Genomic DNA, 21,696 nt, shown 5'->3' with positions numbered 1-21,696 from the left:
GGTGGGCATCGTGACGGACGCCTGGGGCTGGCTCACCACCGGCGCGCACTGGACGGGCGAGGACGGCATCGGGCAGCGGCTCGCCGAGCACGTGTACGTGAGCGGGGCGGCGTTGCTGATCGCCGCGGCCCTCGCGCTGCCGCTGGGCCTGTGGCTGGGCCACCTCGGCCGGGGCGGGGCCCTCGCGGTGAACGTGTCGAACGTGGGGCGGGCGATCCCCGTCTTCGCGGTGCTCGCGCTGTTCATGGTGTCCCCCCTGCGGAACGCCGGCTACGTGCCGACCGTGGTGGCCCTGGTGCTGTTCGCCGTGCCTCCGCTCCTCACCAACGCGTACGTGGGGGTGCGGGAGGTGGACCGGGCGGCGGTGCGGGCCGCCCGGGGCATGGGGATGACGGGCGGTCAGCTCTTCCTCCGGGTCGAACTCCCGCTGTCCCGGCCGGTGGTGATGACCGGGATCCGCTCGGCGGCGGTGCAGGTGGTCGCCACGGCGACGATCGCCGCAATGGTCGGACAGGGCGGCCTGGGCCGGATCATCACGACCGGCTTCGCCACGTACGACACCGCGCAGGTGGTCGCGGGAGCCGTGCTGGTGGCGCTGCTCGCCCTCCTGGTGGAGGGCGTCCTGGTGGGCGCGGACCGCCTCCTCGACCGACACGGAAGACTTGTTGAACGCTGACTGGGATGGGTGATCTCGTGAACAGGGTCTCGCGTATCGCGGGCGCGCTGCTGGGTACGGCGGCGCTGACCGTCGCCCTCGCCGCGTGCGGCGGCGACAGCCTGGAGGAAGGCAGGAAGAAGGACTCCGGAGGCTCCGGCGGCTCCGGCGGCGGGGAGAAGGGCTCGCTGGTGGTCGGCGCGGCCGCCTTCACGGAGGCCAAGGTCCTCGCCGAGCTGTACGCGCAGTCGCTGCGGGCCGCCGGATACTCGGTGTCCATCACCACGGTGAAGAATCGCGAGCTGTACGAACCCTCGCTGGAGAAGGGCGAGATCGACGTCGTCCCGGAATACGCGGCGACGATCGCGGAATTCCTCAACGCGAAGGCGAACGGCCCGAAGGCGCCCGAAGACAAGCCGGTCGCCTCGGGCGACGTGACGGCCACGGTCGACGCGCTGCGGAAGCTCGCCGAACCGCGCGGACTGAAGGTCCTCGCGGCCGGGGAGGCGGTCGATCAGAACGCCTTCGCGGTGACGAAGGAATTCGCCGCGAAGAACAAGCTGAAGACGCTTTCCGATCTCGGCCGCGCGAAGCTGAAGGTGAAGATCGCGGCCGGTGACGAATGCGCGGTACGGCCCTTCTGCGCGCCCGGACTGAAGAAGGCGTACGGGATCGACGTGGCCGGGATCGACCCCAAGGGAGTCGGTACGCCGCAGGCCAAGCAGGCGGTCAAGGACGGGGTGGACCAGCTGGTCCTGACGACCACCACGGACGCCACGATCGACACGTACGGCCTCGTCTTCCTCACCGATGACAAGCACCTGCAGAACGCGGACAACGTGCTGCCGGTGGTCAACGCCGGGGACGCCGGTTCTCCGGAGATCGCCGCCGCCCTCGACAAGATCACCAAGGTGCTGACCACAGCGGATCTCGCCGAACTCAACCGCAAGGTGGACGCCGAGCGGGCGAAGCCGGAGGACGTCGCCAAGGAGTATCTGGAGACGAAGGGGCTGCTCAAGAAGTAGGAGACGGGGGAGGGGAGTCGGCCCGAAACGGAACCGGAACCGTCGATATCCACTTCTGGTGGCGAGAAGTGGCCAAGAGATTGCCGGGCCGACACCCCACATGCCGCCTACGCACGGTAAATTTCAGGCCATGCCACGTGGACGCCACCGCCATTCCCCGCCTCTGCACAAGCTGCTGCCGCCCTCCGCGGTCGCCGGCGCCGCGGTCGTGTGCGCCGCGGCCGCCTGGCTGCCCGGTGACCCGGTGATCGCGCGGCTGCTCGCGGCCGCGGCGGCCGCCGCCGCCGTCACCGGCGCCGTCCTCATGCGCAGTTGGGACCGGAGCGCCGGCCTCAGGGTCGCCGAGCTCGACCGGGCGCGCGCCGCCGAGGTGTGGAAGGCGGAGGAGCGGACCGCCGAGCTGGAGGCCGACCTGGAGGAGTCCCGCGCGCTGCGCTCCCGGCTCGAAGCCAAGCTCCGCGCCAAGCGCGTGGAGCTCGCCGGGCTGCGCGGCGAGCACGCCGACCTCCTCCGCCGGTACGCCACCGCGGAGACCGAGCGGGCCAGCGCCCTGGAAGGCCGCCGCGTCCTCGCCCTGGAGACCGCCGGGACGTCCGGCACCGACGCCAAGGCGCTGCCGGCCGCCGGCTCCACGCCCACCCCCGAGGCCTTCCGCCGCGCCGCCCAGGCCCTGCGCGACCTCCCGCGCAACGCCGCCGCCCAGCAGGCCCGCCGCACGGCCGAGGCGGCCCGCGCCCGCGACCTCGCCGAGCGTGCCCGGGAGACGGAGGAGCCGCAGGGGAAGCACGCGGCGGCCGCCGGGACCGAGCACACCCGTACGGCCGCCTCCACCGCCCTGCCCGCCGTGCCGGTCGCGGCCGCGGTCGTCCCGTACGCGACCCGCAGGCCCGTGCCGCGTCCCGAGGGCGGCTTCGACTTCTTCGGCACGCAGAAGGCGGCGGCCGTCATCGAGGACGTGCAGAACAGCGACCTCGCCGACGTCGTGGGCGAGGAGGTCCTGGCCTCCGGGACTCCGCTGCTCACCCCGGTCGCCGCGCCCGCCGTCCCGGCGCCGCCGCGGGCGATCGGGCAGGTCATCGACCTGACGGCGCACGACGAGACGGAACAACTGGACATGGCCGAACTCCGGGGCGCGGTCAACTCCTGACCTCCCACCGCCGTGTGGGCACCCGTTCCGCCCCGGCGGAACGATGGCCCACAACGGCGGGGCGCGGGCCCACGACGAGGGGCGGCGGTGTCACTTGTCGATGTCGCCCACGACGAAGAAGAGCGAGCCCAGGATCGCCACCATGTCGGCGACCAGCGTCCCCGGCAGCAGTTCCACCAGCGCCTGGATGTTGTTGAACGACGCCGAGCGCAGCTTCAGCCGGTACGGGGTCTTCTCGCCCTTGGACACCAGGTAGTAGCCGTTGACGCCGAGCGGGTTCTCGGTCCAGGCGTATGTGTGCCCCTCCGGCGCCTTGAGCACCTTCGGCAGCCGCTGGTTGATCGGCCCCGGCGGCAGCTCGGCCATCCGGTCCAGGCAGGCGTCCGCCAGGTCCAGGGAGTTGTGCGTCTGGTCGAGCAGGCACTCGAACCGGGCGAGGCAGTCGCCCTCCTGCCGCAGGGCGACCCGCAGGGTGTCCTGGAGCTCCCCGTACGCGAGGTACGGCTCGTCACGGCGCAGGTCGAAGTCGACGCCCGAGGCGCGGGCGATGGGCCCGGACACCCCGTACGCGTGGACGGTCTCCGGGCTGAGGACGCCGACCCCGCGCGTACGGCCCCGGAAGATCTCGTTGCCGAGGACCAGCCGGTCGTACACGTCCATCCGCGACCGGACGTCCGCGACGGCCTGCCGCGCCCGTCCCAGCCAGCCGGCGGGCAGGTCCTCCTTGAGGCCGCCGACCCGGTTGAACATGTAGTGCATCCGGCCGCCGGAGACCTCCTCCATCACCGTCTGGAGCTCCTCGCGCTCCCGGAAGGCGTGGAAGACGGGGGTGATCCCGCCCAGTTCGAGCGGGTACGAGCCGAGGAACATCAGGTGGTTGAGGACCCGGTTCAGCTCGGCGAGGAGCGTCCGCGTCCACACGGCCCGCTCCGGGACCTCCATGCCGAGCATCCGCTCGACGGCCATGACGACGCCCAGCTCGTTGGAGAAGGCGGACAGCCAGTCGTGGCGGTTGGCCAGCATGATGATCTGCCGGTAGTCCCGCGCCTCGAAGAGCTTCTCGGCGCCCCGGTGCATGTAGCCGATCACCGGCTCGGCGTGCCGGACGACCTCGCCGTCGAGCACGAGCCGGAGCCGGAGCACGCCGTGGGTCGAGGGATGCTGCGGTCCGATGTTCAGCACCATGTCGGTGCTCTCCGCCGCGCCGCCGATTCCGACCGTCGTCTCCGTCATGCGGTCAGTATCCCCTGCCGCCCCCGGACCCGGGGCCCCCGCCCGAGGGGCGGACCCGGCAGCTCAGCCAGAGGAAGTCGCCGAGACCGCCGCGGGCGGTGAGCTCGGCCGCCTCGCCGGCGGAGGCGAGCGCGCGGACGTAACCGGCGGGGTCGGTCGAGGCGAGCGCGAGCGGCGGCCGTCCCCCGGACACCCCGAGCCGCCCCAGCGCCTCCCGCTGGGTGACCAGCTCGGCGACGGCGAGTCCGTTCCCCGCCGGCAGGTCCCCGCACGCGTCCAGGGCCACGTGGGAGGTCACGTCGCAGCTTCCGTCCGGGACCGGGGGGACCTCGCGGCCCGCGCGGAAGCCGGTCAGGGAGCCGAAGGGCGGCCTGGTCTCCCGTACGTGCGCGTAGTCCACGGCCACCGCGCGGCCCGCCTCCAGGGAGGCGACGGCCGCCGCCCAGGCCTCGTCGCGGGGCCGCCCGATCTCGGCCCGCGCGCCCGGCTCCCGCAGCGGCCACCAGCGGGCCAGCCAGTCGGCGTCCGGCCCGGAGACGGGCTCGCCGAGCCGCTCCGTGCCGTCCGCGCGGACCTCCACGTACCGGACCGTGCCCTCCGCGTCCGCCTCGGCGACGTCCACCGGCACGTTGTCGAGCCACTCGTTCGCGAAGAGCAGCCCGCGCACGCCCCGCGGCACCCGGTCCGTCCACTCCACCCGTGGGTCGAGCCCGTCCGGGCGGGCGGCGCGCTCGACCGCGTACGCCCGCACCGAGAGCGAGGACCCGACGGCCGCGAGCACCGAGGTCAGCAGCTCGCCGCGGCCCGCGCCCACGTCCACGAGGTCGACCTCGGCGGTCCCCAGCTCCTCCGCGACCTCGCCGAGCAGCCGGGCCACGGCCGCCGCGAAGAGCGGGGAGGCGTGCACCGAGGTGCGGAAGTGCCCCGCCGGGCCCTCCGGGCGCAGGTAGAAGCCCCCGGGGCCGTACAGCGCCCGTTCCGTGGCCTCCCGCCACCCCTGCCACTGACACGTCTCATCCGTCACGTGCCCCAGTGTCCACCTCGGGGAGTAGGGGCCCGTCGCCAAGGATCGACCCCACGGTTGATCCCCGCACCTGTCCCTTTCCCTACTCTGGGTGACGTGCAGCGCCTCTACGACTTCATCCGCAGACACCCGACGGGCGTCGACGTCTTCTGGGCCGTCGTCCTCCTCGGGTTCTCCCTGCTGTGGGTGGGGACGACCTACCCGACGGTGGACCACCCCGTCGCGTACGGCCTGGTCGCCGCGCTGTTCTCACTGGTCGTGGCCCTGCGGCGGCGTGCCCCGGAGAAGATGCTGGTGCTCGCGGTCGCGCTGGGCGTCGCCCAGCTCGCCCTCGGTCTGATGCCGTTCATGGCCGACTTCGCCATGCTCGTGATCATCTTCACGGTCGCGGCGCACGACGGGCCCCGCTGGGCGTCCCGGCTCGCGCTCGTCGGCGGGCTCAGCGCCTCCACGCTCTCCCAGCTCAGATGGCCCCTGGAGGCACAGAGCTCCGGCGCGGCCAAGGTCTTCTTCACGATCATCATGACCGTGCCGTTCGCCCTCGCCTGGGTCCTGGGCGACTCGCTCCGCACCCGCCGCGCCTACTTCGCGCAGCTGGAGGAGCGGGCCTCCCGCCTGGAGCAGGAGCGCGAGGCCCAGGCCAAGGTCGCGGTCGCCGCCGAGCGCGCCCGGATCGCCCGCGAGCTGCACGACGTCGTCGCGCACAACGTGTCGGTCATGGTGGTCCAGGCCGACGGCGCCGCCTACGTCATGGACTCCTCCCCGGAGACCGCCAAGCAGGCCCTGGAGACGATCTCCACCACCGGCCGGCAGGCGCTCGCCGAGATGCGCAGACTCCTCGGGATCCTGCGCACCGGCGAGCACCAGGAGGCCGGGGAGTACGTGCCCCAGCCCGACGTGCAGCAGATCGAGGACCTCGTGGAGCAGGTCCGGGGCGCCGGCCTCACCGTCGACTTCGCGATCGAGGGGAGCCCGCGCCCGCTGCCCAGCGGCGTCGAGCTCACCGCGTACCGGATCGTGCAGGAGGCCCTCACCAACACGCGCAAGCACGGCGGGCCGGACGCGGGGGCCAGCGTGCGCCTCGTCTACTTCGACGACGGTCTCGGCCTGCTCGTCGAGGACGACGGCCGGGGCGCTCCGCAGGAGATGTACGAGGACGGGGGCGCCGACGGGCGGGGCCACGGCCTGATCGGCATGCGGGAGCGGGTCGGCATGGTCGGCGGCACCCTGGACGCGGGCCCGCGTCCGGGCGGCGGTTTCCGGATCAGCGCCCTGCTCCCCCTCAAGCCCGCTCACTGACGACCCCTAAGGAACTGACCTGATGTCCATCCGCGTGATGCTCGTCGACGACCAGGTGCTGCTGCGGACCGGTTTCCGCATGGTGCTCGCCGCCCAGCCGGACATGGAGGTCGTGGCGGAGGCCGGCGACGGCGTCGAGGCCCTCGAAGTGCTGCGCTCCACGGCGGTCGACGTCGTGCTGATGGACGTGCGCATGCCGAAGCTGGACGGGGTGGAGACGACCCGGCGGATCTGCTCGCAGCCGGATGCCCCCAAGGTGCTGATCCTGACGACGTTCGACCTCGACGAGTACGCCTTCTCGGGCCTGAAGGCAGGTGCGAGCGGCTTCATGCTGAAGGACGTGCCGCCGGCGGAGCTGCTCGGCGCGATCCGCTCGGTGCACAGCGGTGACGCGGTGGTGGCGCCCTCGACCACGCGCCGGCTCCTCGACCGCTTCTCGCCGATGCTGCCGTCCTCGGGGAAGGAGCCGCGGCACCAGGGGCTGGAGCGGCTGACGGAGCGGGAGCGCGAGGTGATGATGCTGGTCGCGCAGGGCCTGTCGAACGGCGAGATCGCCGCCCGGCTCGTCCTCTCCGAGGCGACGGTGAAGACGCACGTGGGCCGCATCCTGACCAAGCTGGGCCTGCGCGACCGGGTCCAGGTCGTGGTCCTGGCGTACGAGACGGGCCTGGTCCGGGCGGGCGGCGGCGCGGTCTAGGGCGGCCGGGCCCGGCCCCGGGGCGAGGGGCGGCGCGGTTTCGTGGCCCTAGCGGAGCACCGACTCCAGGAAGTCGCTGCCGAGGCGGGCGACGACGGAGACGTCGAGCTGGTGGTGCACGTACCGGCCGCGGCGCTGGGTGATGATCAGCCCGGCCTTCTTCAGGACCGCGAGGTGGCGGGAGACCTCGGGGGCGGTGATGCCGTGCGCGTCGGCCAGCTCGCTGGTCGTGCTGGAGCCCCGGGCCAGGCTGCGGCAGAGCCGCATCCGCATGGGGTGGGCGACGGCCTCCAGGCGCAGTTTGACCGCCTCGACGGAGGCCCCGCCGCCGAGGTCGCGGGCGGGGATCGGGTACTGGACGACGGGCTGCCAGCCGGGGGTGTAGAGGGCGAAGAGGTGCGGCCAGCCGAAGGCCGTCGGCAGGAACGTCACCGCGGTGCCCTCGGCGCTCGTGCGGCCCTGGACCAGCTTGTCGACGACGATCCGGGAGCCCTGCTCGTCCTCCTCCAGGCTCATCGCGGGGGAGGCGTCGGCAACGGCCTCGGCGAGTCCCTTGCGGCGCATCAGCTCCGTCTTGTGGCGGGCGTCGGCGGCGAGCTGGAGCCGGACGCGGCTCCAGGTGTCCGCGAAGAAGGCCTCGTCGCAGTCCTCCAGGAGCCGCCGGATCCACGCGCGCGTGCCGGGCGGGTCTGCGAGCATCCGTTCCACGAACGCGGCCTGGCGCGGGCCGCGCGCGGCGGCCAGGTCGAGGGCGCGACGGCGCATCCGCTCGTCGACGAGCGGTGAGGGAGCGCCCTCCGTGTAATGGCTGTTGCAGGAGATCTCCAGGGCGGAGCCCACGAACTTCTCGTCGTCCATCCGGTCGAGGTCGTCCAGCTCCTCCGCGAGGGTCTCCCGGGGCCGCGACGGCAGCAGGATGTCCGAGCGGGTGTTGTTCCACATGAAGTCGGCCTCGATGAGCCGGTCCGCGAGCTCCGGCTTCAGCGCCGCCGTCGTCGTGGTGGTCCAGGCGTGCAGGCGGGGGTGGTGCGCGGGCACGGCCAGGGTGTGCAGGGCGGAGCCCAGCTCGGCCAGCGGCGAGGGGCAGAAGGTGATCCGCTCGTGCGGCAGTCCGGTGATGTCGATGGTCACGCTCACCCGTCCATGGTGAGGGGCGCCCCCGGGGAGCTGTCGTCCCGTTTGACGGGGGTCGTCAATCGACGGGCCCCGGATTGACGGGGGCCGTCAATCCGGGGGCCGGGGCGTGGCGGCGCGGCGCACGGTGAGGGCATGAACGCGCTGCACCAGTACCTCTTCGACGCCCACCGCGCCGCCCGGCTCGGCGAACCGATGCCGCCGGCGCCCGGTACCCACGACGTGGCCGTCCTGCGGGCCGTCCTCGACCGCCGCCGGTTCGAGCGGGTGTTGGCGGGCCGCAGGGCCGGCGGCGGGCTGCGCCTGCGCCTCCGGGCGGCCCTGCGCCGCCGCCGACCCTCCTCCTGACGGGTCCGGGGGCTCGACCGTCCTTCTGAGGACGGCCCCCGGCCCCCGAAACCCGGGCCCCCGGCCCCGACCTCCGAAACCCGGGCCCCCGGCCCCGACCTCCGAAACCCGGGCCCCCGGCCCCGACCTCCGAAACCCCGGCCCCCGGGCCCGTCACCCCTCGACGCGCGCCAGGAAGTCCCGTACCGCCTCCTTCACGTCCTTCGCCGTCCACTCCAGGCCGGGGCCCGTCACCGTCAGCTCCGTGACCGCGACGCCCGGCGGGCCGCCCGCGCCCGGGGCGAACCAGCGGCGGAAGAAGGCGGTGCCGGTGTCCTCGGTCTGGGCGAGGGCCGCCGCCGTCAGGACGTCGGGGTCGTACGGCAGCCAGACCTGGAACTGGTGGGTGTGCGGGGTCTCCGGGTGGACCCGGGACCAGCCGGTGCCCGCCTCCGCGAACGCCTCCCGGACCGCTTCGGCCACCACGCGCGCGTGCGCCACGTACGAGGGCAGCCGGGGCAGCTCGACGTCCAGGCCCCGGAGCGCGGACAGCGCCGCCGGGTAGTTCTGGGCGACCAGGCCGCCGTACCGGTGGCGCCAGACCCGGGCCTCCTCCATGACGTCCTCGGGGCCGGCGAGCGCGGCCCCGGACATGCCGCCGAGGGACTTGTAGAACGACACGTACACGCTGTCGGCGAGCCCCGCGATCTCCGGGAGCCCGCGGCCGAAACGCGTCGTGGTCTCCCACAGCCGGGCCCCGTCGAAGTGGACCACCGCGTCCCGCTCCCGGGCCGCCTCCACCACCTCGGTCAGCTCCTCCCAGGTCGGCAGCACGAAGCCGGCGTCCCGCAGCGGCAGCTCCAGCATCAGCGTCCCGAAGGGCTCCGGGTGGTCCCGCACCTCCTCGGCGGTGGGCAGCCGGGGCGCGTCGGTCGGGTGGACCGTGCGGAGCCCCGAGACGGCCCCGAACGCCCCGTTCTCGTGGACCTCGGGGTGGGCGAGCGGGTGGAGGGCGACGACGGGGCTGCCGGTGCGCCCGGCCCAGCAGCGCAGCGCCACCTGCTGGGCCATGGTGCCGGTGGGGAAGAAGACGGCGTCGGGGAGGCCGAGCTCCTCGGCGACGCGCCGCTCCAGCTCCTCCACGAGCCCGTTCCCGTACATGTCGACCGGGGCGTCCTCGTGGCCCGCCGCCCGGGCCCAGGCGGCCAGTTCGCGCAGCCGTCCGCCGACCGTGCCGTCCACCGAGGTGTCCCACAGCCGGCGCTCCGCACCGCCCCACACCTTCGCCCGGTGGAGCCGTGCCGCTTCCTCGTCCACAGGAGTCTCCGCAGGAGTCACAGGATTCATGGGCCGATCATCACACCGCCGCCCACACCCTGTGGACAGTCCACGGGGCGCCGCGAAACGCTGGCGTAGCATGACCAGAAATCGTCCGGTACCCGCCGAGGACTGGAACGGAAGGCCGTCCCCACCGTGAACGCACCAGCAGCGCCAGAGCCCAGGGCATCGGAGCCCCGGGCCGAGGACCGCCCCGCCCGGCTCACCGTCGGAGTCGTCGGCGCCGGCCGTGTGGGCCCCGCCCTCGCCGCCTCGCTCCGGCTCGCCGGGCACCGCCCCGTCGCCGTCTCGGCGGTCTCCGACGCCTCCAGGCGGCGCGCCGCCGAACTCCTGCCCGACGTCCCGGTCGTCGAGCCCGCCCGCGTCCTCGCCCTCGCCGACCTGGTCCTGCTGACCGTGCCGGACGACGCGCTGCCCGGACTGGTCGAGGGCCTCACCGACACCGGTGCCGTACGGCCGGGACAGCTGCTCGTGCACACCTCCGGGCGGTACGGGGCGCGGGTCCTGGACCCCGCCCGCCGGGCCGGCGCCCTGCCGCTGGCCCTGCACCCCGCCATGACCTTCACAGGCACCGCCGTCGACGTCCAGCGGCTCGCCGGCTGCTCCTTCGGGGTGACCGCGCCCGAGGAGCTGCGGCTCGCCGCCGAGGCGCTGGTGATCGAGATGGGCGGTGAGCCCGAGTGGATCGCGGAGGAGGCCCGGCCGCTCTACCACGCGGCGCTGGCCCTCGGCGCGAACCACCTGGTCACGCTGGTGGCCCAGTCGATGGAGCTGCTCCACAAGGCCGGGGTCGCCGCCCCCGACCGCATGCTGGGCCCGCTCCTGGGCGCCGCCCTGGACAACGCCCTGCGGTCCGGGGACGCGGCCCTCACCGGGCCCGTCGCGCGCGGTGACGCCGGTACGGTCGCCGCCCACGTGTCCGAGCTGCGCAAGCACGCCCCCGGCACCGTCTCCGGCTATCTGGCGATGGCCCGCACGACCGCCGACCGGGCGCTCGCGCACGGCCTGCTCAAGCCCGAGCTGGCCGAGGACCTGCTGGGCGTGCTGGCCGAGCCGTCGGGCGGAGCCGCCCACCCCGCAGACCCCGCCGACGGGCCGCAAGGAGACGACCGATGACCCCGTCCGCCCGCGAGAGCGCGCAGAGCGCCGAGCGCGCCACGACCGCCGGGCCCGAGCGCGCCACGACCGCCGGGCCCGAGCGCGCCACGACCGCCGGGCCCACCGAGGCCGGACGGCCCGTCCGCCACGAGCCCGCCGAGCTGCTGCCCACGGTGGGGGACCTCCGCGACGCCGTCGCCCGCTGGGGCGCGCCCGGCCGCACCGCCGTGGTCATGACCATGGGCGCCCTCCACGAGGGCCACGCCACCCTGATCCGGGCCGCACGCGAGCGCGTGGGCGCCCAGGGCTTCGTCGTCGTCACCGTCTTCGTCAACCCGCTGCAGTTCGGCGCCGGCGAGGACCTCGACCGCTACCCCCGCACCCTCGACGCCGACCTCGCGCTGGCCTTCGGGGCGGGCGCGAGCGCCGTCTTCGCGCCCTCCGTGGACGAGGTCTACCCGGGCGGCGAGCCCCAGGTCCGGATCACCGCCGGACCCATGGGCGAGCGGCTGGAGGGCGCCTCCCGGCCGGGCCACTTCGACGGCATGCTGACAGTCGTCGCCAAGCTGCTCCACCTCACCTCGCCCGACCTGGCCTTCTTCGGCCAGAAGGACGCCCAGCAGCTGGCCCTGATCCGCCGCATGGTCCGCGATCTGAACTTCCCCGTCGAGGTCGTCGGCGTCGAGACCGTCCGCGAAACCGACGGCCTGGCCCTCTCCAGCCGCAACCGCTACCTCTCGACCGGGGAGCGCCGGACGGCGCTGTCGCTGTCGCGCGCGCTGTTCGCCGCCCGTGAGCGGCTCGCCGCCCAGGAGGCGCTGCGCGCGCGTGCCGCCTCGCTGCCCGGCGCCCAGGGCCGGGCCGAGAACCGGGCCGAGGCGCTGTCGCGGCTGGGCGAGGCCCGGGCCGCCGCCGACGCCCACGCGGTCGCGCAGGCCGCCGAGGGAGGCTGCGCCGAGGCCGTGCGGGCCGCGGCCCGCGCCGTCCTGGAGGAGGCCGCCAAGGCCGAGCCGCCGCTCACCCTCGACTACCTGGCCCTCGTGGACCCGGCCGACTTCACCGAGGTCGCCGACGGTCACGACGGGGAGGCGATCCTCGCCGTCGCCGCGCGCGTGGGGAGCACGCGGCTCATCGACAACGTCCCCCTGACCTTCGGAGCCACCAAGTGACCGGAATACGGCTGCACGCGCCCGCGCCGGGCTGGGCCATCGACGCCGACGTCGTCGTGGTCGGCTCGGGGGTCGCCGGCCTCACCGCCGCCCTGCGCTGCACCGCCGCCGGGCTCCGTACGGTCGTCGTCACCAAGGCCCGGCTCGACGACGGCTCGACCCGCTGGGCGCAGGGCGGCATCGCGGCCGCGCTCGGCGAGGGCGACACCCCCGAGCAGCACCTCGACGACACCCTCGTCGCGGGTGCCGGGCTCTGCGACGAGCGGGCCGTGCGGGCCCTGGTCACGGAGGGCCCCGACGCCGTCCGCCGGCTGATCGCGACCGGCGCCGACTTCGACAAGACCTCCGACGGCGAGATCGCGCTGACCCGGGAGGGCGGCCACCACCGCCGTCGGATCGCCCACGCGGGCGGGGACGCGACCGGCGCCGAGATCTCCCGCGCCCTGGTCGAGGCGATACGGGACCGGGGCGTGCGCACCATCGAGCACGCGCTCGTCCTGGACCTCCTGACGGACGCCGAGGGCCGCACGGCGGGCGTGACCCTGCACGTCATGGGCGAGGGGCAGCACGACGGCGTCGGCGCCGTCCACGCGCCCGCAGTGGTCCTCGCCACCGGCGGCATGGGGCAGGTCTTCTCCGCCACCACCAACCCGGGCGTCTCCACCGGCGACGGCGTCGCGCTCGCGCTGCGGGCCGGGGCCGAGGTCTCCGACCTGGAGTTCGTCCAGTTCCACCCGACGGTGCTCTTCCTCGGGGCCGGCTCCGAGGGCCAGCAGCCGCTGGTCTCCGAGGCGGTGCGGGGCGAGGGCGCCCACCTGGTCGACGCCGACGGGGTCCGCTTCATGCTCGGGCAGCACGAGCTGGCCGAGCTGGCGCCCCGGGACATCGTCGCCAAGGCGATCACGCGCCGGATGGAGGAGCAGGGCGCCGAGCACATGTACCTCGACGCCCGTCACTTCGGCGCCGAGATGTGGGCGGAGCGCTTCCCGACGATCCTGGCGGCCTGCCGCTCCCACGGCATCGACCCGGTGACGGAGCCGATCCCGGTCGCCCCGGCCGCCCACTACGCCTCCGGCGGCGTCCGCACGGACCTGTCGGGCCGGACGACCGTGCCCGGGCTCTACGCGTGCGGGGAGGTCGCCTGCACGGGCGTCCACGGCGCCAACCGGCTGGCCTCGAACTCGCTCCTGGAGGGCCTGGTCTTCGCCGAGCGGATCGCCGAGGACGTCGTGGCGCGCGCGCCCGGCCGCGGTCCGGCCGTCCCGGTGGAGCACCCGGCGCCGGTGGTCCTGCCGCTGCTCGACCCCGGCGCCCGGCGCCGCGTCCAGCGCACCATGACCCTGGGCGCGGGGGTGCTCCGGTCCGCCGCGAGCCTGCGCACGGCCTCCGAGGAGCTGGACGCCCTCCACATCCCGCCGGTGTCCGGCGAGGCCGACGACCGGAAGTCCGCCGAGCCGGGCGTCGAGTCCTGGGAGACCACCAACCTGCTCGCCGTCGCCCGCCTCCTGGTCGCGGCGGCGTCCCGCCGCGAGGAGACCCGCGGCTGCCACTGGCGCGAGGACCGCCCCGACCGGGACGACGCCCGGTGGCGCAGGCACCTCGTCGTCCGCCTCACCCCGGAGCGGACCATCGACGTCCGCACCACCGAGACCTCCGACTTTCCCCCCACCGCCGACGCCCCAGGGAGCCGTAAGTGAGCACGCCCGAGGAAGCCCGTCCCGAGCCCGTGGACGTCCCTCTCATCCAGATCAACACGGTCTCCGACGAGACCGACGGCTGCGGCGAGGGCTGCGCCTGCGGCGACGGCGAGGAGTTCGAGTGCGGGCTCGACCCCGCCCTCGCGCAGCTGCTCGCCGACGCCGGTCTCGACCCCGTCCAGGTCGAGGACATCGCCCACCTCGCGATCGCCGAGGACCTCGACGGCGGGGTCGACGTCACGACCGTGGCCACCGTCCCCGAGGAGGCCGTCGCCACGGCCGACTTCACCGCCCGCGAGGCCGGTGTCGTGGCCGGTCTGCGGGTCGCCGAGGCCGTCCTGTCGATCGTCTGCACCGACGAGTTCGAGGTCGAGCGGCACGTCGAGGACGGCGAGCGCGTGGAGGCCGGGCAGAAGCTGCTCAGCGTCACCGCCCGCACCCGCGACCTGCTCACGGGCGAGCGCAGCGCGCTCAACATCCTGTGCCGCCTCTCCGGCATCGCCACCGCCACGCGCGCGTGGGCGGACGCCCTGGAGGGCACGAAGGCGAAGGTCCGCGACACCCGCAAGACCACGCCGGGCCTGCGCGCCCTGGAGAAGTACGCGGTCCGCTGCGGCGGCGGCGTCAACCACCGCATGTCGCTCTCCGACGCCGCCCTGGTGAAGGACAACCACGTGGTGGCGGCCGGCGGCGTCGCCGAGGCCTTCAAGGCCGTCCGCGAGCTGTTCCCGGAGGTGCCGATCGAGGTCGAGGTCGACACGATGCACCAGGTCCGCGAGGTCCTGGACGCGGGCGCCGACCTGATCCTGCTCGACAACTTCACCCCGCTGGAGACCGAGGAGGCCGTCGCCCTGGTCGCGGGCCGCGCCGTCCTGGAGTCCTCGGGCCGGCTGACCCTGGAGAACGCGGCGGCGTACGCGGCGACCGGCGTGGACTACCTGGCGGTCGGCGGCCTCACCCACTCCTCCCCGATCCTCGACATCGGCCTGGACCTGCGCGAGGTGCGGGCCTGATGCTGCTCACCATCGACGTCGGCAACACGCACACGGTGCTCGGTCTCTTCGACGGCGAGGAGATCGTCGAGCACTGGCGGATCTCCACGGACCCGCGCAGGACCGCCGACGAGATGGCGGTCCTGCTCCAGGGCCTCATGGGCATGCACCCGCTGCTGGGCGTCGAGCTGAGCGACGGCATCGAGGGGATCGCCATCTGCGCGACGGTCCCCTCGGTGCTGCACGAGCTGCGCGAGGTGACCCGCCGGTACTACGGGGACGTCCCGGCGGTCCTGGTGGAGCCGGGCGTGAAGACGGGGGTGCCGATCCTCACGGACAACCCCAAGGAGGTCGGCGCCGACCGCATCATCAACGCGGTCGCGGCCGTCGAGCTGTACGGCGGCCCGGCGATCGTCGTGGACTTCGGCACGGCGACGACGTACGACGCGGTCAGCACGCGCGGGGAGTACGCGGGCGGCGCGATCGCGCCGGGCATCGAGATCTCGGTGGAGGCCCTGGGCGTCAAGGGCGCCATGCTCCGCAAGATCGAGCTGGCCCGGCCGCGCAGCGTGATCGGCAAGAACACGGTCGAGGCCATGCAGTCGGGCATCGTCTTCGGGTACGTGGGCCAGGTCGACGGCGTCGTGGCCCGGATGAAGCGGGAACTGGTCGGGCCGAAGGGCGACCCCTCCGACGTCACGGTGATCGCGACCGGCGGCCTGGCGCCGATGGTCCTCGCCGACTCGAAGGAGATCGACGCGCACGAGCCCTGGCTGACCCTGATCGGCCTGCGTCTGGTCTACGAGCGGAACGTGTCCCGCATGTAGGGGTGGGTTCGGCGCGTCGCGATGATCGCTAAGCGAAAATTGTCCGATTAGCGCGTAGTGTCGGCCCATGCCCACGCCATACGGATCCCGCGGCGGCATGGCGTTCAGCGCGGACGAACTGCGTGTGCTTCGCCGTGCCCTTGCCACCGCCCTCCACCCCGCCCCCCTCCGGGAGGAGGACGTCCGGGACTGCCTGCGCCTGACCGAATCCGTGGACGAGGCGGTGCGCGAGGCCGGCCGGCTGCGCGCCTTCCTCCTCGACGACCTGGCCCGCTACCGCGAGGCGCTGCCCGGGTCCCTCGGCGGCTACCTGGAGCTCCTCCGGGAGGCGCTGGCCGCCGGCTACGACCCCGACGCCGACGACCTCGCCGCGCTGCGCGCGCTGCGCCGCAACCCGGCCGCCGCCGAGCTGCTGGCCCGCTGCCAGGTCCTCGCCGAGCGCTCCGTACGCGCGCGCCTGGCCCGGGTCTCCCAGGCCACCGCCCCGGCCGCGCCCTCCGCCTCCCGGGCCCGGCTGCTCGCCCTGCCCGGTGGGCGCGCGGCGGGCGACGAGCCCAAGCCGACCCCGCCCACCCCCGCCGAGCGCCCGGTGCCCAAGCCCTCCGAGGCGTTCCCGCCGCGCCGCCGCCCCGTACCCCCGCCCCCGCCCGAGGAACGGGTCGCCGGATAGCTACTCTGGACGGCATGGACTACGTATCGGCGCTCGTGCCCCCCGTCGTGATGGCCGCGTTCTTCATCGCCCTCGTCGTCACGATCGTCAAGAGCCAGGGTGGCCCGAACAAGGCCAAGGAGGACGCGGCCGTGGACGCCGCCCTCGCCCGCGCCGAGGCGGCCCGCCAGGCGGACGGTCCCGCCGCCTCCTGAGGCCCCGCCGGCCCCGCACCACCGAGGACGTGCGACCTTTCGAGGTCGTGCGTCCTTTTTGTTGGTTTCTTGTGGCCAATAGCCCCGTATTGGCGTTTTGCGCACTATGGTGACGCTGTGCCCCGTCCATTGGGAGAGCTCGAAGACGCCGTCATGACGCGCGTCTGGCAATGGAACCGCCCGGTGACCGTCCGGGAAGTTCTGGAGGACCTCCAGCAGGAACGGTCCATCGCCTACACCACCGTCATGACCGTCATGGACAATCTCCACCAGAAGGGCTGGGTCCGCAGGGAAGTCGAAGGCCGCGCCTATCGATATACGGCGGTCTCCACCCGCGCCGCCTACTCGGCGGCCCTGATGAACGAGGCCTGGGCACAGAGCGACAACCCCGCGGCCGCGCTCGTCGCCTTCTTCGGGATGATGTCGCCGGAACAGCGGGAGTCGCTGAACGACGCGATCCGGATCGTCCAGCGCGACAGCCCCCTCCCCGCCGCCCCGCGGGAGCCCGAGGGCGGCGAGGGAACACCCCGCCCGTAGCGATAGCGTCCCCCCATGTCGACCTCCGTCAAAGCCGTCACCGTCCGCAGGGCCCGCACCAGCGACGTCGCCGCGGTCCGCCGTCTCGTCGATCCTTTCGTGCAGCGCGGCATCCTGCTCGACAAGGCGACCGTGACCCTTTACGAGTCCATCCAGGAGTTCTGGGTCGCGGAACGCGACGAGGACGCCACCGTCGTCGGCTGCGGCGCACTCCACGTCATGTGGGAAGACCTCGCCGAAGTCCGCACTCTCGCCGTCGATCCCGAGTTCAAGGGCGCCGGCGTCGGACATCAGGTGCTGGACAAGTTGTTGCACACCGCCCGATGGCTCGGGGTGCGGCGGGTATTCTGCCTGACCTTCGAAGTCGACTTCTTCGCGAAGCACGGCTTCGTCGAGATCGGCGAGACCCCGGTCGACGGAGATGTCTACAGCGAGCTCCTGCGTTCCTATGACGAGGGAGTCGCCGAGTTCCTCGGTCTCGAACGAGTGAAGCCGAACACCTTGGGCAACAGCCGGATGCTTCTGCACCTGTGACGCGGAAGCCCGGGATCCTCTCGCGGAGCCCTATGTCCGAATCGCGCACGTTTCCCGTGCTGCCGGGGTTCTGAACCTCTCCCAGGGGTTTGTGTTTTTCCGGGAAAAGCGGTTTCCTTTCCGCGTACTGCATTTTCGATGAAAGGAAATCCGGTGGCACAGAAGGTTCAGGTCCTTCTTGTCGACGACCTCGACGGCGTCGAGGCGGACGAGACCGTGACGTTCGCGCTGGACGGCAAGACCTACGAGATCGACCTCACCACCGCCAACGCGGAAAAGCTCCGTGGCCTGCTCGAGCCGTACACCACGAGTGGCCGTCGCACCGGTGGCCGCACCACCGGCGGACGCGGCAAGGGCCGCGCCGTGGCCACGGGCAGCCAGGACACCGCGAAGATCCGCGCGTGGGCCAAGGAGAACGGCATGAACGTCAACGACCGCGGTCGCGTTCCCGCCGACATCAAGGCTGCCTACGAGGACGCGAACCGCTGAGGCGAAAGCTGCTGAGCCGCCCCACGGGTACGGGCACTCAGCAGCCGCACCCGATGGCACTCCGCCGCGGCGGCTGCCACGAGACGCACCAGACCGGGGGCGCCCGCAACGCCCCACGGCGCGGACCGCAGTGCCGGAAGCGAGGACTCGACCTCGCGGCCCGGCGCGGGCGCCCGCAGCCACACCGCGGCGCCCGGCGCGCCGGATCCGCTCCGCCCCGGGGGAAGGGGTGCGGTCATCCGGCCGTCGGCACCGAGGATCGCGAGATCCAGCGAGATCCCGCCCCACTCCAGCCAGTCGAGCAGCCCCGGCAGCTCCTCCGCGCTCCCCGCGGCCACGAGCAGCCCCATCCGGCGCCCCATCAGGGCCACGGGACCCGTCGCCGCGCCCATCCGGCGCAGCACGCCCCGACCGGCCTCGGCAGGCACCTCCAGGACGTCGAAGCGCAGCCCGGTGACCAGCCGCACCGGCGGCCCCGTCTCCGTCGCCCAGCCGAGCTCCTCCTCGTACCACCGCGCGACGCCGCCGTCGATCGGCGAGCGGGGCGGCGGGACGGTGAAGGCCATGCCCGGGGAACTCCCGGGAGGGCGTCTTGGTTACGCCCGGAGTGACGCGGCGTCCCCGTCAGGTCGCACAGGGTGTCCGGGATGGGGCGTAAGGGTGCATTCGAGCGCGCAAGGGTGTTCGCTGGTAGCGGAGGGAACCGGGGTGCGCCGCATGGAGTGTCAGTCCTCACGGGTAAGACATTCCTAGTGGAGAGGGGCGACTCGCGGGCTTCGGCGTCTCACGTTCGCCATCGGCGTACTGATGGCGCGGGTAACTACTTGGCCTGCGGGAACATCGTCTCGCACCATCGGGTTGGAGCATTTGTCGGCTGTTCGGCAGCAGGTCTCCCCGCTGAAGAGGGGGTGATCCGGACGGATGTCGGCAGTTGGAATGAGCGGTCCCCGCTTGCGGGACTAAGCTGCGGAAGGACAGGGAGGGGATCGACCCCTAACTGACTGACCGCTCTGAGGAGCGATTAACGATGTTCGAGAGGTTCACCGACCGCGCGCGGCGGGTTGTCGTCCTGGCTCAGGAAGAAGCCCGGATGCTCAACCACAACTACATCGGCACCGAGCACATCCTTCTGGGCCTTATCCACGAGGGTGAGGGTGTCGCCGCTAAGGCCCTGGAGAGCCTCGGGATTTCGCTCGAGGCGGTCCGCCAGCAGGTGGAGGAGATCATCGGCCAGGGCCAGCAGGCCCCGTCCGGGCACATCCCCTTCACCCCTCGTGCCAAGAAGGTCCTGGAGCTGTCGCTCCGGGAGGCCCTCCAGCTCGGCCACAACTACATCGGCACCGAGCACATCCTGCTCGGCCTGATCCGCGAGGGCGAGGGCGTCGCCGCCCAGGTCCTCGTGAAGCTGGGCGCCGACCTCAACCGGGTGCGGCAGCAGGTCATCCAGCTGCTCTCCGGCTACCAGGGCAAGGAAGCCGCCACGGCCGGCGGTCCTGCCGAGGGCACCCCCTCGACGTCCCTGGTCCTCGACCAGTTCGGCCGGAACCTCACCCAGGCGGCCCGCGAATCCAAGCTCGACCCGGTCATCGGGCGCGAGAAGGAGATCGAGCGGGTCATGCAGGTGCTGTCCCGCCGCACCAAGAACAACCCGGTCCTCATCGGCGAGCCCGGCGTCGGCAAGACCGCCGTCGTCGAGGGCCTGGCGCAGGCCATCGTCAAGGGCGAGGTGCCCGAGACCCTCAAGGACAAGCACCTCTACACCCTGGACCTCGGCGCGCTGGTCGCCGGCTCCCGCTACCGCGGTGACTTCGAGGAGCGCCTGAAGAAGGTCCTCAAGGAGATCCGCACCCGCGGCGACATCATCCTGTTCATCGACGAGCTCCACACCCTCGTGGGTGCGGGCGCCGCCGAGGGCGCGATCGACGCCGCCAGCATCCTCAAGCCGATGCTGGCCCGCGGTGAGCTCCAGACCATCGGCGCCACCACGCTCGACGAGTACCGGAAGTACCTGGAGAAGGACGCGGCCCTCGAGCGCCGCTTCCAGCCCATCCAGGTCGCCGAGCCGTCGCTGCCGCACACCATCGAGATCCTCAAGGGCCTGCGCGACCGGTACGAGGCCCACCACCGGGTCTCCATCACCGACGAGGCCCTCGTCCAGGCCGCGACCCTGGCCGACCGGTACATCTCGGACCGCTTCCTCCCGGACAAGGCGATCGACCTGATCGACGAGGCCGGCTCCCGGATGCGCATCCGCCGGATGACCGCGCCGCCGGACCTCCGCGAGTTCGACGAGAAGATCGCCGGCGTCCGCCGCGACAAGGAGTCCGCGATCGACTCGCAGGACTTCGAGAAGGCCGCGTCCCTGCGCGACAAGGAGAAGCAGCTCCTCGCCGCGAAGGCCAAGCGGGAGAAGGAGTGGAAGGCCGGCGACATGGACGTCGTCGCCGAGGTCGACGGCGAGCTGATCGCCGAGGTCCTCGCGACCGCCACCGGCATCCCGGTCTTCAAGCTGACCGAGGAGGAGTCCTCGCGTCTGCTCCGCATGGAGGACGAGCTCCACAAGCGCGTCATCGGCCAGAAGGACGCCGTCATCGGCCTCTCGCGGGCCATCCGCCGTACCCGTGCGGGTCTGAAGGACCCGAAGCGCCCCGGTGGCTCGTTCATCTTCGCCGGCCCGTCCGGCGTCGGTAAGACCGAGCTCTCCAAGGCGCTCGCCGAATTCCTCTTCGGCGACGAGGACGCGATGATCTCCCTCGACATGTCGGAGTTCAGCGAGAAGCACACGGTTTCCCGCCTCTTCGGTTCGCCGCCCGGATACGTCGGCTACGAAGAGGGCGGCCAGCTCACCGAGAAGGTGCGCCGCAAGCCGTTCTCCGTCGTCCTCTTCGACGAGGTCGAGAAGGCCCACCCCGATATCTTCAATTCCCTTCTCCAGATCCTGGAGGACGGTCGCCTGACCGACTCCCAGGGCCGGGTCGTGGACTTCAAGAACACGGTCATCATCATGACGACCAACCTCGGGACCAGGGACATCTCGAAGGGCTTCAACCTGGGCTTCGCCGCCCAGGGCGACACGAAGTCCAACTACGAGCGGATGAAGGCGAAGGTCAGCGACGAGCTGAAGCAGCACTTCCGCCCGGAGTTCCTCAACCGTGTGGACGACATCATCGTCTTCCCGCAGCTGACGCAGGAGGACATCCTCCAGATCGTCGACCTGATGATCAGCCGCGTCGACGAGCGCCTCAAGGACCGGGACATGGGCATCGAGCTCTCCCAGTCGGCGAAGGAGCTGCTCGCCAAGAAGGGTTACGACCCGGTGATGGGCGCCCGGCCGCTGCGCCGGACGATCCAGCGCGAGATCGAGGACACGCTGTCGGAGAAGATCCTCTTCGGCGAGCTGCGTCCCGGTCACATCGTGGTCGTGGACACGGAGGGCGAGGGCGAGGAGCGCAAGTTCACCTTCCGCGGCGAGGAGAAGACGGCCCTGCCGGACGCCCCGCCGATCGAGGCGGCGGGCGGCTCGGGCCCGAACCTCTCGAAGGACGCGTGACGCACGCGCTGAGCGTGTAGTGACGAAGGGGCGGCCCCGGAACCCGAACGGTTCCGGGGC

Annotated in this window: 22 protein-coding genes; 17 read left to right on the top strand and 5 right to left on the bottom strand. The window is 72.9% G+C overall.

Annotated features, from left to right (window positions below):
* The first annotated feature begins 1 nt into the window (after position 1).
* The 3 genes from ACFYUZ_RS04945 (at position 2) to ACFYUZ_RS04935 (ending at position 2,827) form a co-directional block, all read left to right on the top strand.
* Positions 2-676 carry an ABC transporter permease gene (locus tag ACFYUZ_RS04945; RefSeq protein WP_389306371.1) on the top strand — a complete coding sequence of 225 codons (675 nt, stop codon included), beginning with the start codon at positions 2-4 and terminating at the stop codon, positions 674-676.
* Between the two features lie 5 nt (positions 677-681).
* Positions 682-1,680 carry an ABC transporter substrate-binding protein gene (locus ACFYUZ_RS04940; RefSeq protein ID WP_389306370.1) on the top strand — a complete coding sequence of 333 codons (999 nt, stop codon included), beginning with the start codon at positions 682-684 and terminating at the stop codon, positions 1,678-1,680.
* Between the two features lie 130 nt (positions 1,681-1,810).
* The gene (locus tag ACFYUZ_RS04935) at positions 1,811-2,827 is read left to right on the top strand and encodes a hypothetical protein (RefSeq protein ID WP_389306368.1); all 1,017 of its coding nucleotides are present in this window, start codon (positions 1,811-1,813) and stop codon (positions 2,825-2,827) included.
* A 90-nt stretch (positions 2,828-2,917) separates the two neighbouring features.
* Here the strand turns inward: ACFYUZ_RS04935 and ACFYUZ_RS04930 are convergent, their stop codons facing one another.
* Together ACFYUZ_RS04930 and ACFYUZ_RS04925 are read right to left on the bottom strand one after the other, a co-directional pair.
* Complete coding sequence (locus tag ACFYUZ_RS04930) at positions 2,918-4,060, bottom strand: NADH-quinone oxidoreductase subunit D (protein ID WP_093875454.1); 1,143 nt, start codon at positions 4,058-4,060, stop codon at positions 2,918-2,920.
* A gap of 4 nt (positions 4,061-4,064) precedes the next feature.
* Complete coding sequence (locus ACFYUZ_RS04925) at positions 4,065-5,084, bottom strand: SAM-dependent methyltransferase (RefSeq protein ID WP_389306367.1); 1,020 nt, start codon at positions 5,082-5,084, stop codon at positions 4,065-4,067.
* A gap of 96 nt (positions 5,085-5,180) precedes the next feature.
* On the opposite strand from ACFYUZ_RS04925, the gene ACFYUZ_RS04920 reads away from it, so the two are divergent.
* Both ACFYUZ_RS04920 and ACFYUZ_RS04915 read left to right on the top strand, forming a co-directional pair.
* Positions 5,181-6,383, top strand: a complete 1,203-nt coding sequence (locus tag ACFYUZ_RS04920) for a sensor histidine kinase (protein ID WP_389306365.1) — start codon at positions 5,181-5,183, stop codon at positions 6,381-6,383.
* 22 nt (positions 6,384-6,405) lie between these two features.
* The gene (locus ACFYUZ_RS04915; protein ID WP_389306364.1) at positions 6,406-7,080 is read left to right on the top strand and encodes a response regulator; all 675 of its coding nucleotides are present in this window, start codon (positions 6,406-6,408) and stop codon (positions 7,078-7,080) included.
* Between the two features lie 48 nt (positions 7,081-7,128).
* Here ACFYUZ_RS04915 and ACFYUZ_RS04910 read toward each other — a convergent pair whose 3' ends face one another.
* Entirely contained in the window at positions 7,129-8,217 is a 1,089-nt protein-coding gene (locus ACFYUZ_RS04910) for a DUF5937 family protein (protein ID WP_389306362.1), read from the bottom strand.
* A 132-nt stretch (positions 8,218-8,349) separates the two neighbouring features.
* Between ACFYUZ_RS04910 and ACFYUZ_RS04905 the strand changes: the two genes are divergently transcribed.
* Entirely contained in the window at positions 8,350-8,562 is a 213-nt protein-coding gene (locus ACFYUZ_RS04905) for a hypothetical protein (RefSeq protein WP_389306360.1), read from the top strand.
* A 153-nt stretch (positions 8,563-8,715) separates the two neighbouring features.
* On the opposite strand, the gene ACFYUZ_RS04900 is transcribed toward ACFYUZ_RS04905, so the two are convergent.
* Entirely contained in the window at positions 8,716-9,888 is a 1,173-nt protein-coding gene (locus ACFYUZ_RS04900; protein WP_389306359.1) for a threonine aldolase family protein, read from the bottom strand.
* Positions 9,889-10,014: 126 nt separating this feature from the next.
* Here ACFYUZ_RS04900 and ACFYUZ_RS04895 point away from each other — a divergent pair, with 126 nt between their 5' ends.
* The 10 genes from ACFYUZ_RS04895 to ACFYUZ_RS04850 all read left to right on the top strand — a co-directional run bounded on the left by ACFYUZ_RS04895 (position 10,015) and on the right by ACFYUZ_RS04850 (position 18,086).
* The gene (locus ACFYUZ_RS04895) at positions 10,015-10,995 is read left to right on the top strand and encodes a Rossmann-like and DUF2520 domain-containing protein (protein WP_389306357.1); all 981 of its coding nucleotides are present in this window, start codon (positions 10,015-10,017) and stop codon (positions 10,993-10,995) included.
* Complete coding sequence (gene panC / locus ACFYUZ_RS04890) at positions 10,992-12,146, top strand: pantoate--beta-alanine ligase (RefSeq protein WP_389306356.1); 1,155 nt, start codon at positions 10,992-10,994, stop codon at positions 12,144-12,146. The genes ACFYUZ_RS04895 and panC overlap by 4 nt, the downstream gene beginning before the upstream one ends.
* A complete protein-coding gene (locus ACFYUZ_RS04885; RefSeq protein WP_389306354.1) occupies positions 12,143-13,843 on the top strand; it encodes an L-aspartate oxidase in 1,701 nt (566 codons plus the stop codon). The genes panC and ACFYUZ_RS04885 overlap by 4 nt, the downstream gene beginning before the upstream one ends.
* Entirely contained in the window at positions 13,840-14,856 is a 1,017-nt protein-coding gene (gene nadC, locus ACFYUZ_RS04880) for a carboxylating nicotinate-nucleotide diphosphorylase (protein WP_389306352.1), read from the top strand. The genes ACFYUZ_RS04885 and nadC overlap by 4 nt, the downstream gene beginning before the upstream one ends.
* The gene (locus ACFYUZ_RS04875) at positions 14,856-15,662 is read left to right on the top strand and encodes a type III pantothenate kinase (RefSeq protein WP_030693183.1); all 807 of its coding nucleotides are present in this window, start codon (positions 14,856-14,858) and stop codon (positions 15,660-15,662) included. Before nadC ends, ACFYUZ_RS04875 begins: the two co-directional genes overlap by 1 nt.
* 97 nt (positions 15,663-15,759) lie before the next feature.
* Positions 15,760-16,332 carry a hypothetical protein gene (locus ACFYUZ_RS04870; protein WP_389307007.1) on the top strand — a complete coding sequence of 191 codons (573 nt, stop codon included), beginning with the start codon at positions 15,760-15,762 and terminating at the stop codon, positions 16,330-16,332.
* A 14-nt stretch (positions 16,333-16,346) separates the two neighbouring features.
* A complete protein-coding gene (locus tag ACFYUZ_RS04865; protein ID WP_030693181.1) occupies positions 16,347-16,526 on the top strand; it encodes a hypothetical protein in 180 nt (59 codons plus the stop codon).
* 117 nt (positions 16,527-16,643) lie between these two features.
* Positions 16,644-17,063, top strand: a complete 420-nt coding sequence (locus ACFYUZ_RS04860; RefSeq protein ID WP_389306350.1) for a BlaI/MecI/CopY family transcriptional regulator — start codon at positions 16,644-16,646, stop codon at positions 17,061-17,063.
* Between the two features lie 15 nt (positions 17,064-17,078).
* Positions 17,079-17,597 carry an amino-acid N-acetyltransferase gene (locus ACFYUZ_RS04855; protein ID WP_189803306.1) on the top strand — a complete coding sequence of 173 codons (519 nt, stop codon included), beginning with the start codon at positions 17,079-17,081 and terminating at the stop codon, positions 17,595-17,597.
* Positions 17,598-17,750: 153 nt separating this feature from the next.
* Entirely contained in the window at positions 17,751-18,086 is a 336-nt protein-coding gene (locus tag ACFYUZ_RS04850) for an Lsr2 family protein (RefSeq protein WP_030324199.1), read from the top strand.
* Here ACFYUZ_RS04850 and ACFYUZ_RS04845 read toward each other — a convergent pair.
* A complete protein-coding gene (locus ACFYUZ_RS04845) occupies positions 18,065-18,652 on the bottom strand; it encodes an SCO3374 family protein (RefSeq protein WP_389306348.1) in 588 nt (195 codons plus the stop codon). The genes ACFYUZ_RS04850 and ACFYUZ_RS04845 overlap by 22 nt on opposite strands.
* Positions 18,653-19,113: 461 nt before the next feature.
* Here ACFYUZ_RS04845 and ACFYUZ_RS04840 point away from each other — a divergent pair, with 461 nt between their 5' ends.
* Complete coding sequence (locus ACFYUZ_RS04840) at positions 19,114-21,636, top strand: ATP-dependent Clp protease ATP-binding subunit (protein WP_190155752.1); 2,523 nt, start codon at positions 19,114-19,116, stop codon at positions 21,634-21,636.
* Positions 21,637-21,696 lie beyond the last annotated feature (60 nt).

This window comes from Streptomyces sp. NPDC004266 (genome assembly GCF_042874095.1).
Lineage (GTDB): Bacteria > Actinomycetota > Actinomycetes > Streptomycetales > Streptomycetaceae > Streptomyces.
Note: the sequence above shows the minus strand (reverse complement) of the source record. Positions and strands in the feature narration are given on the sequence as shown.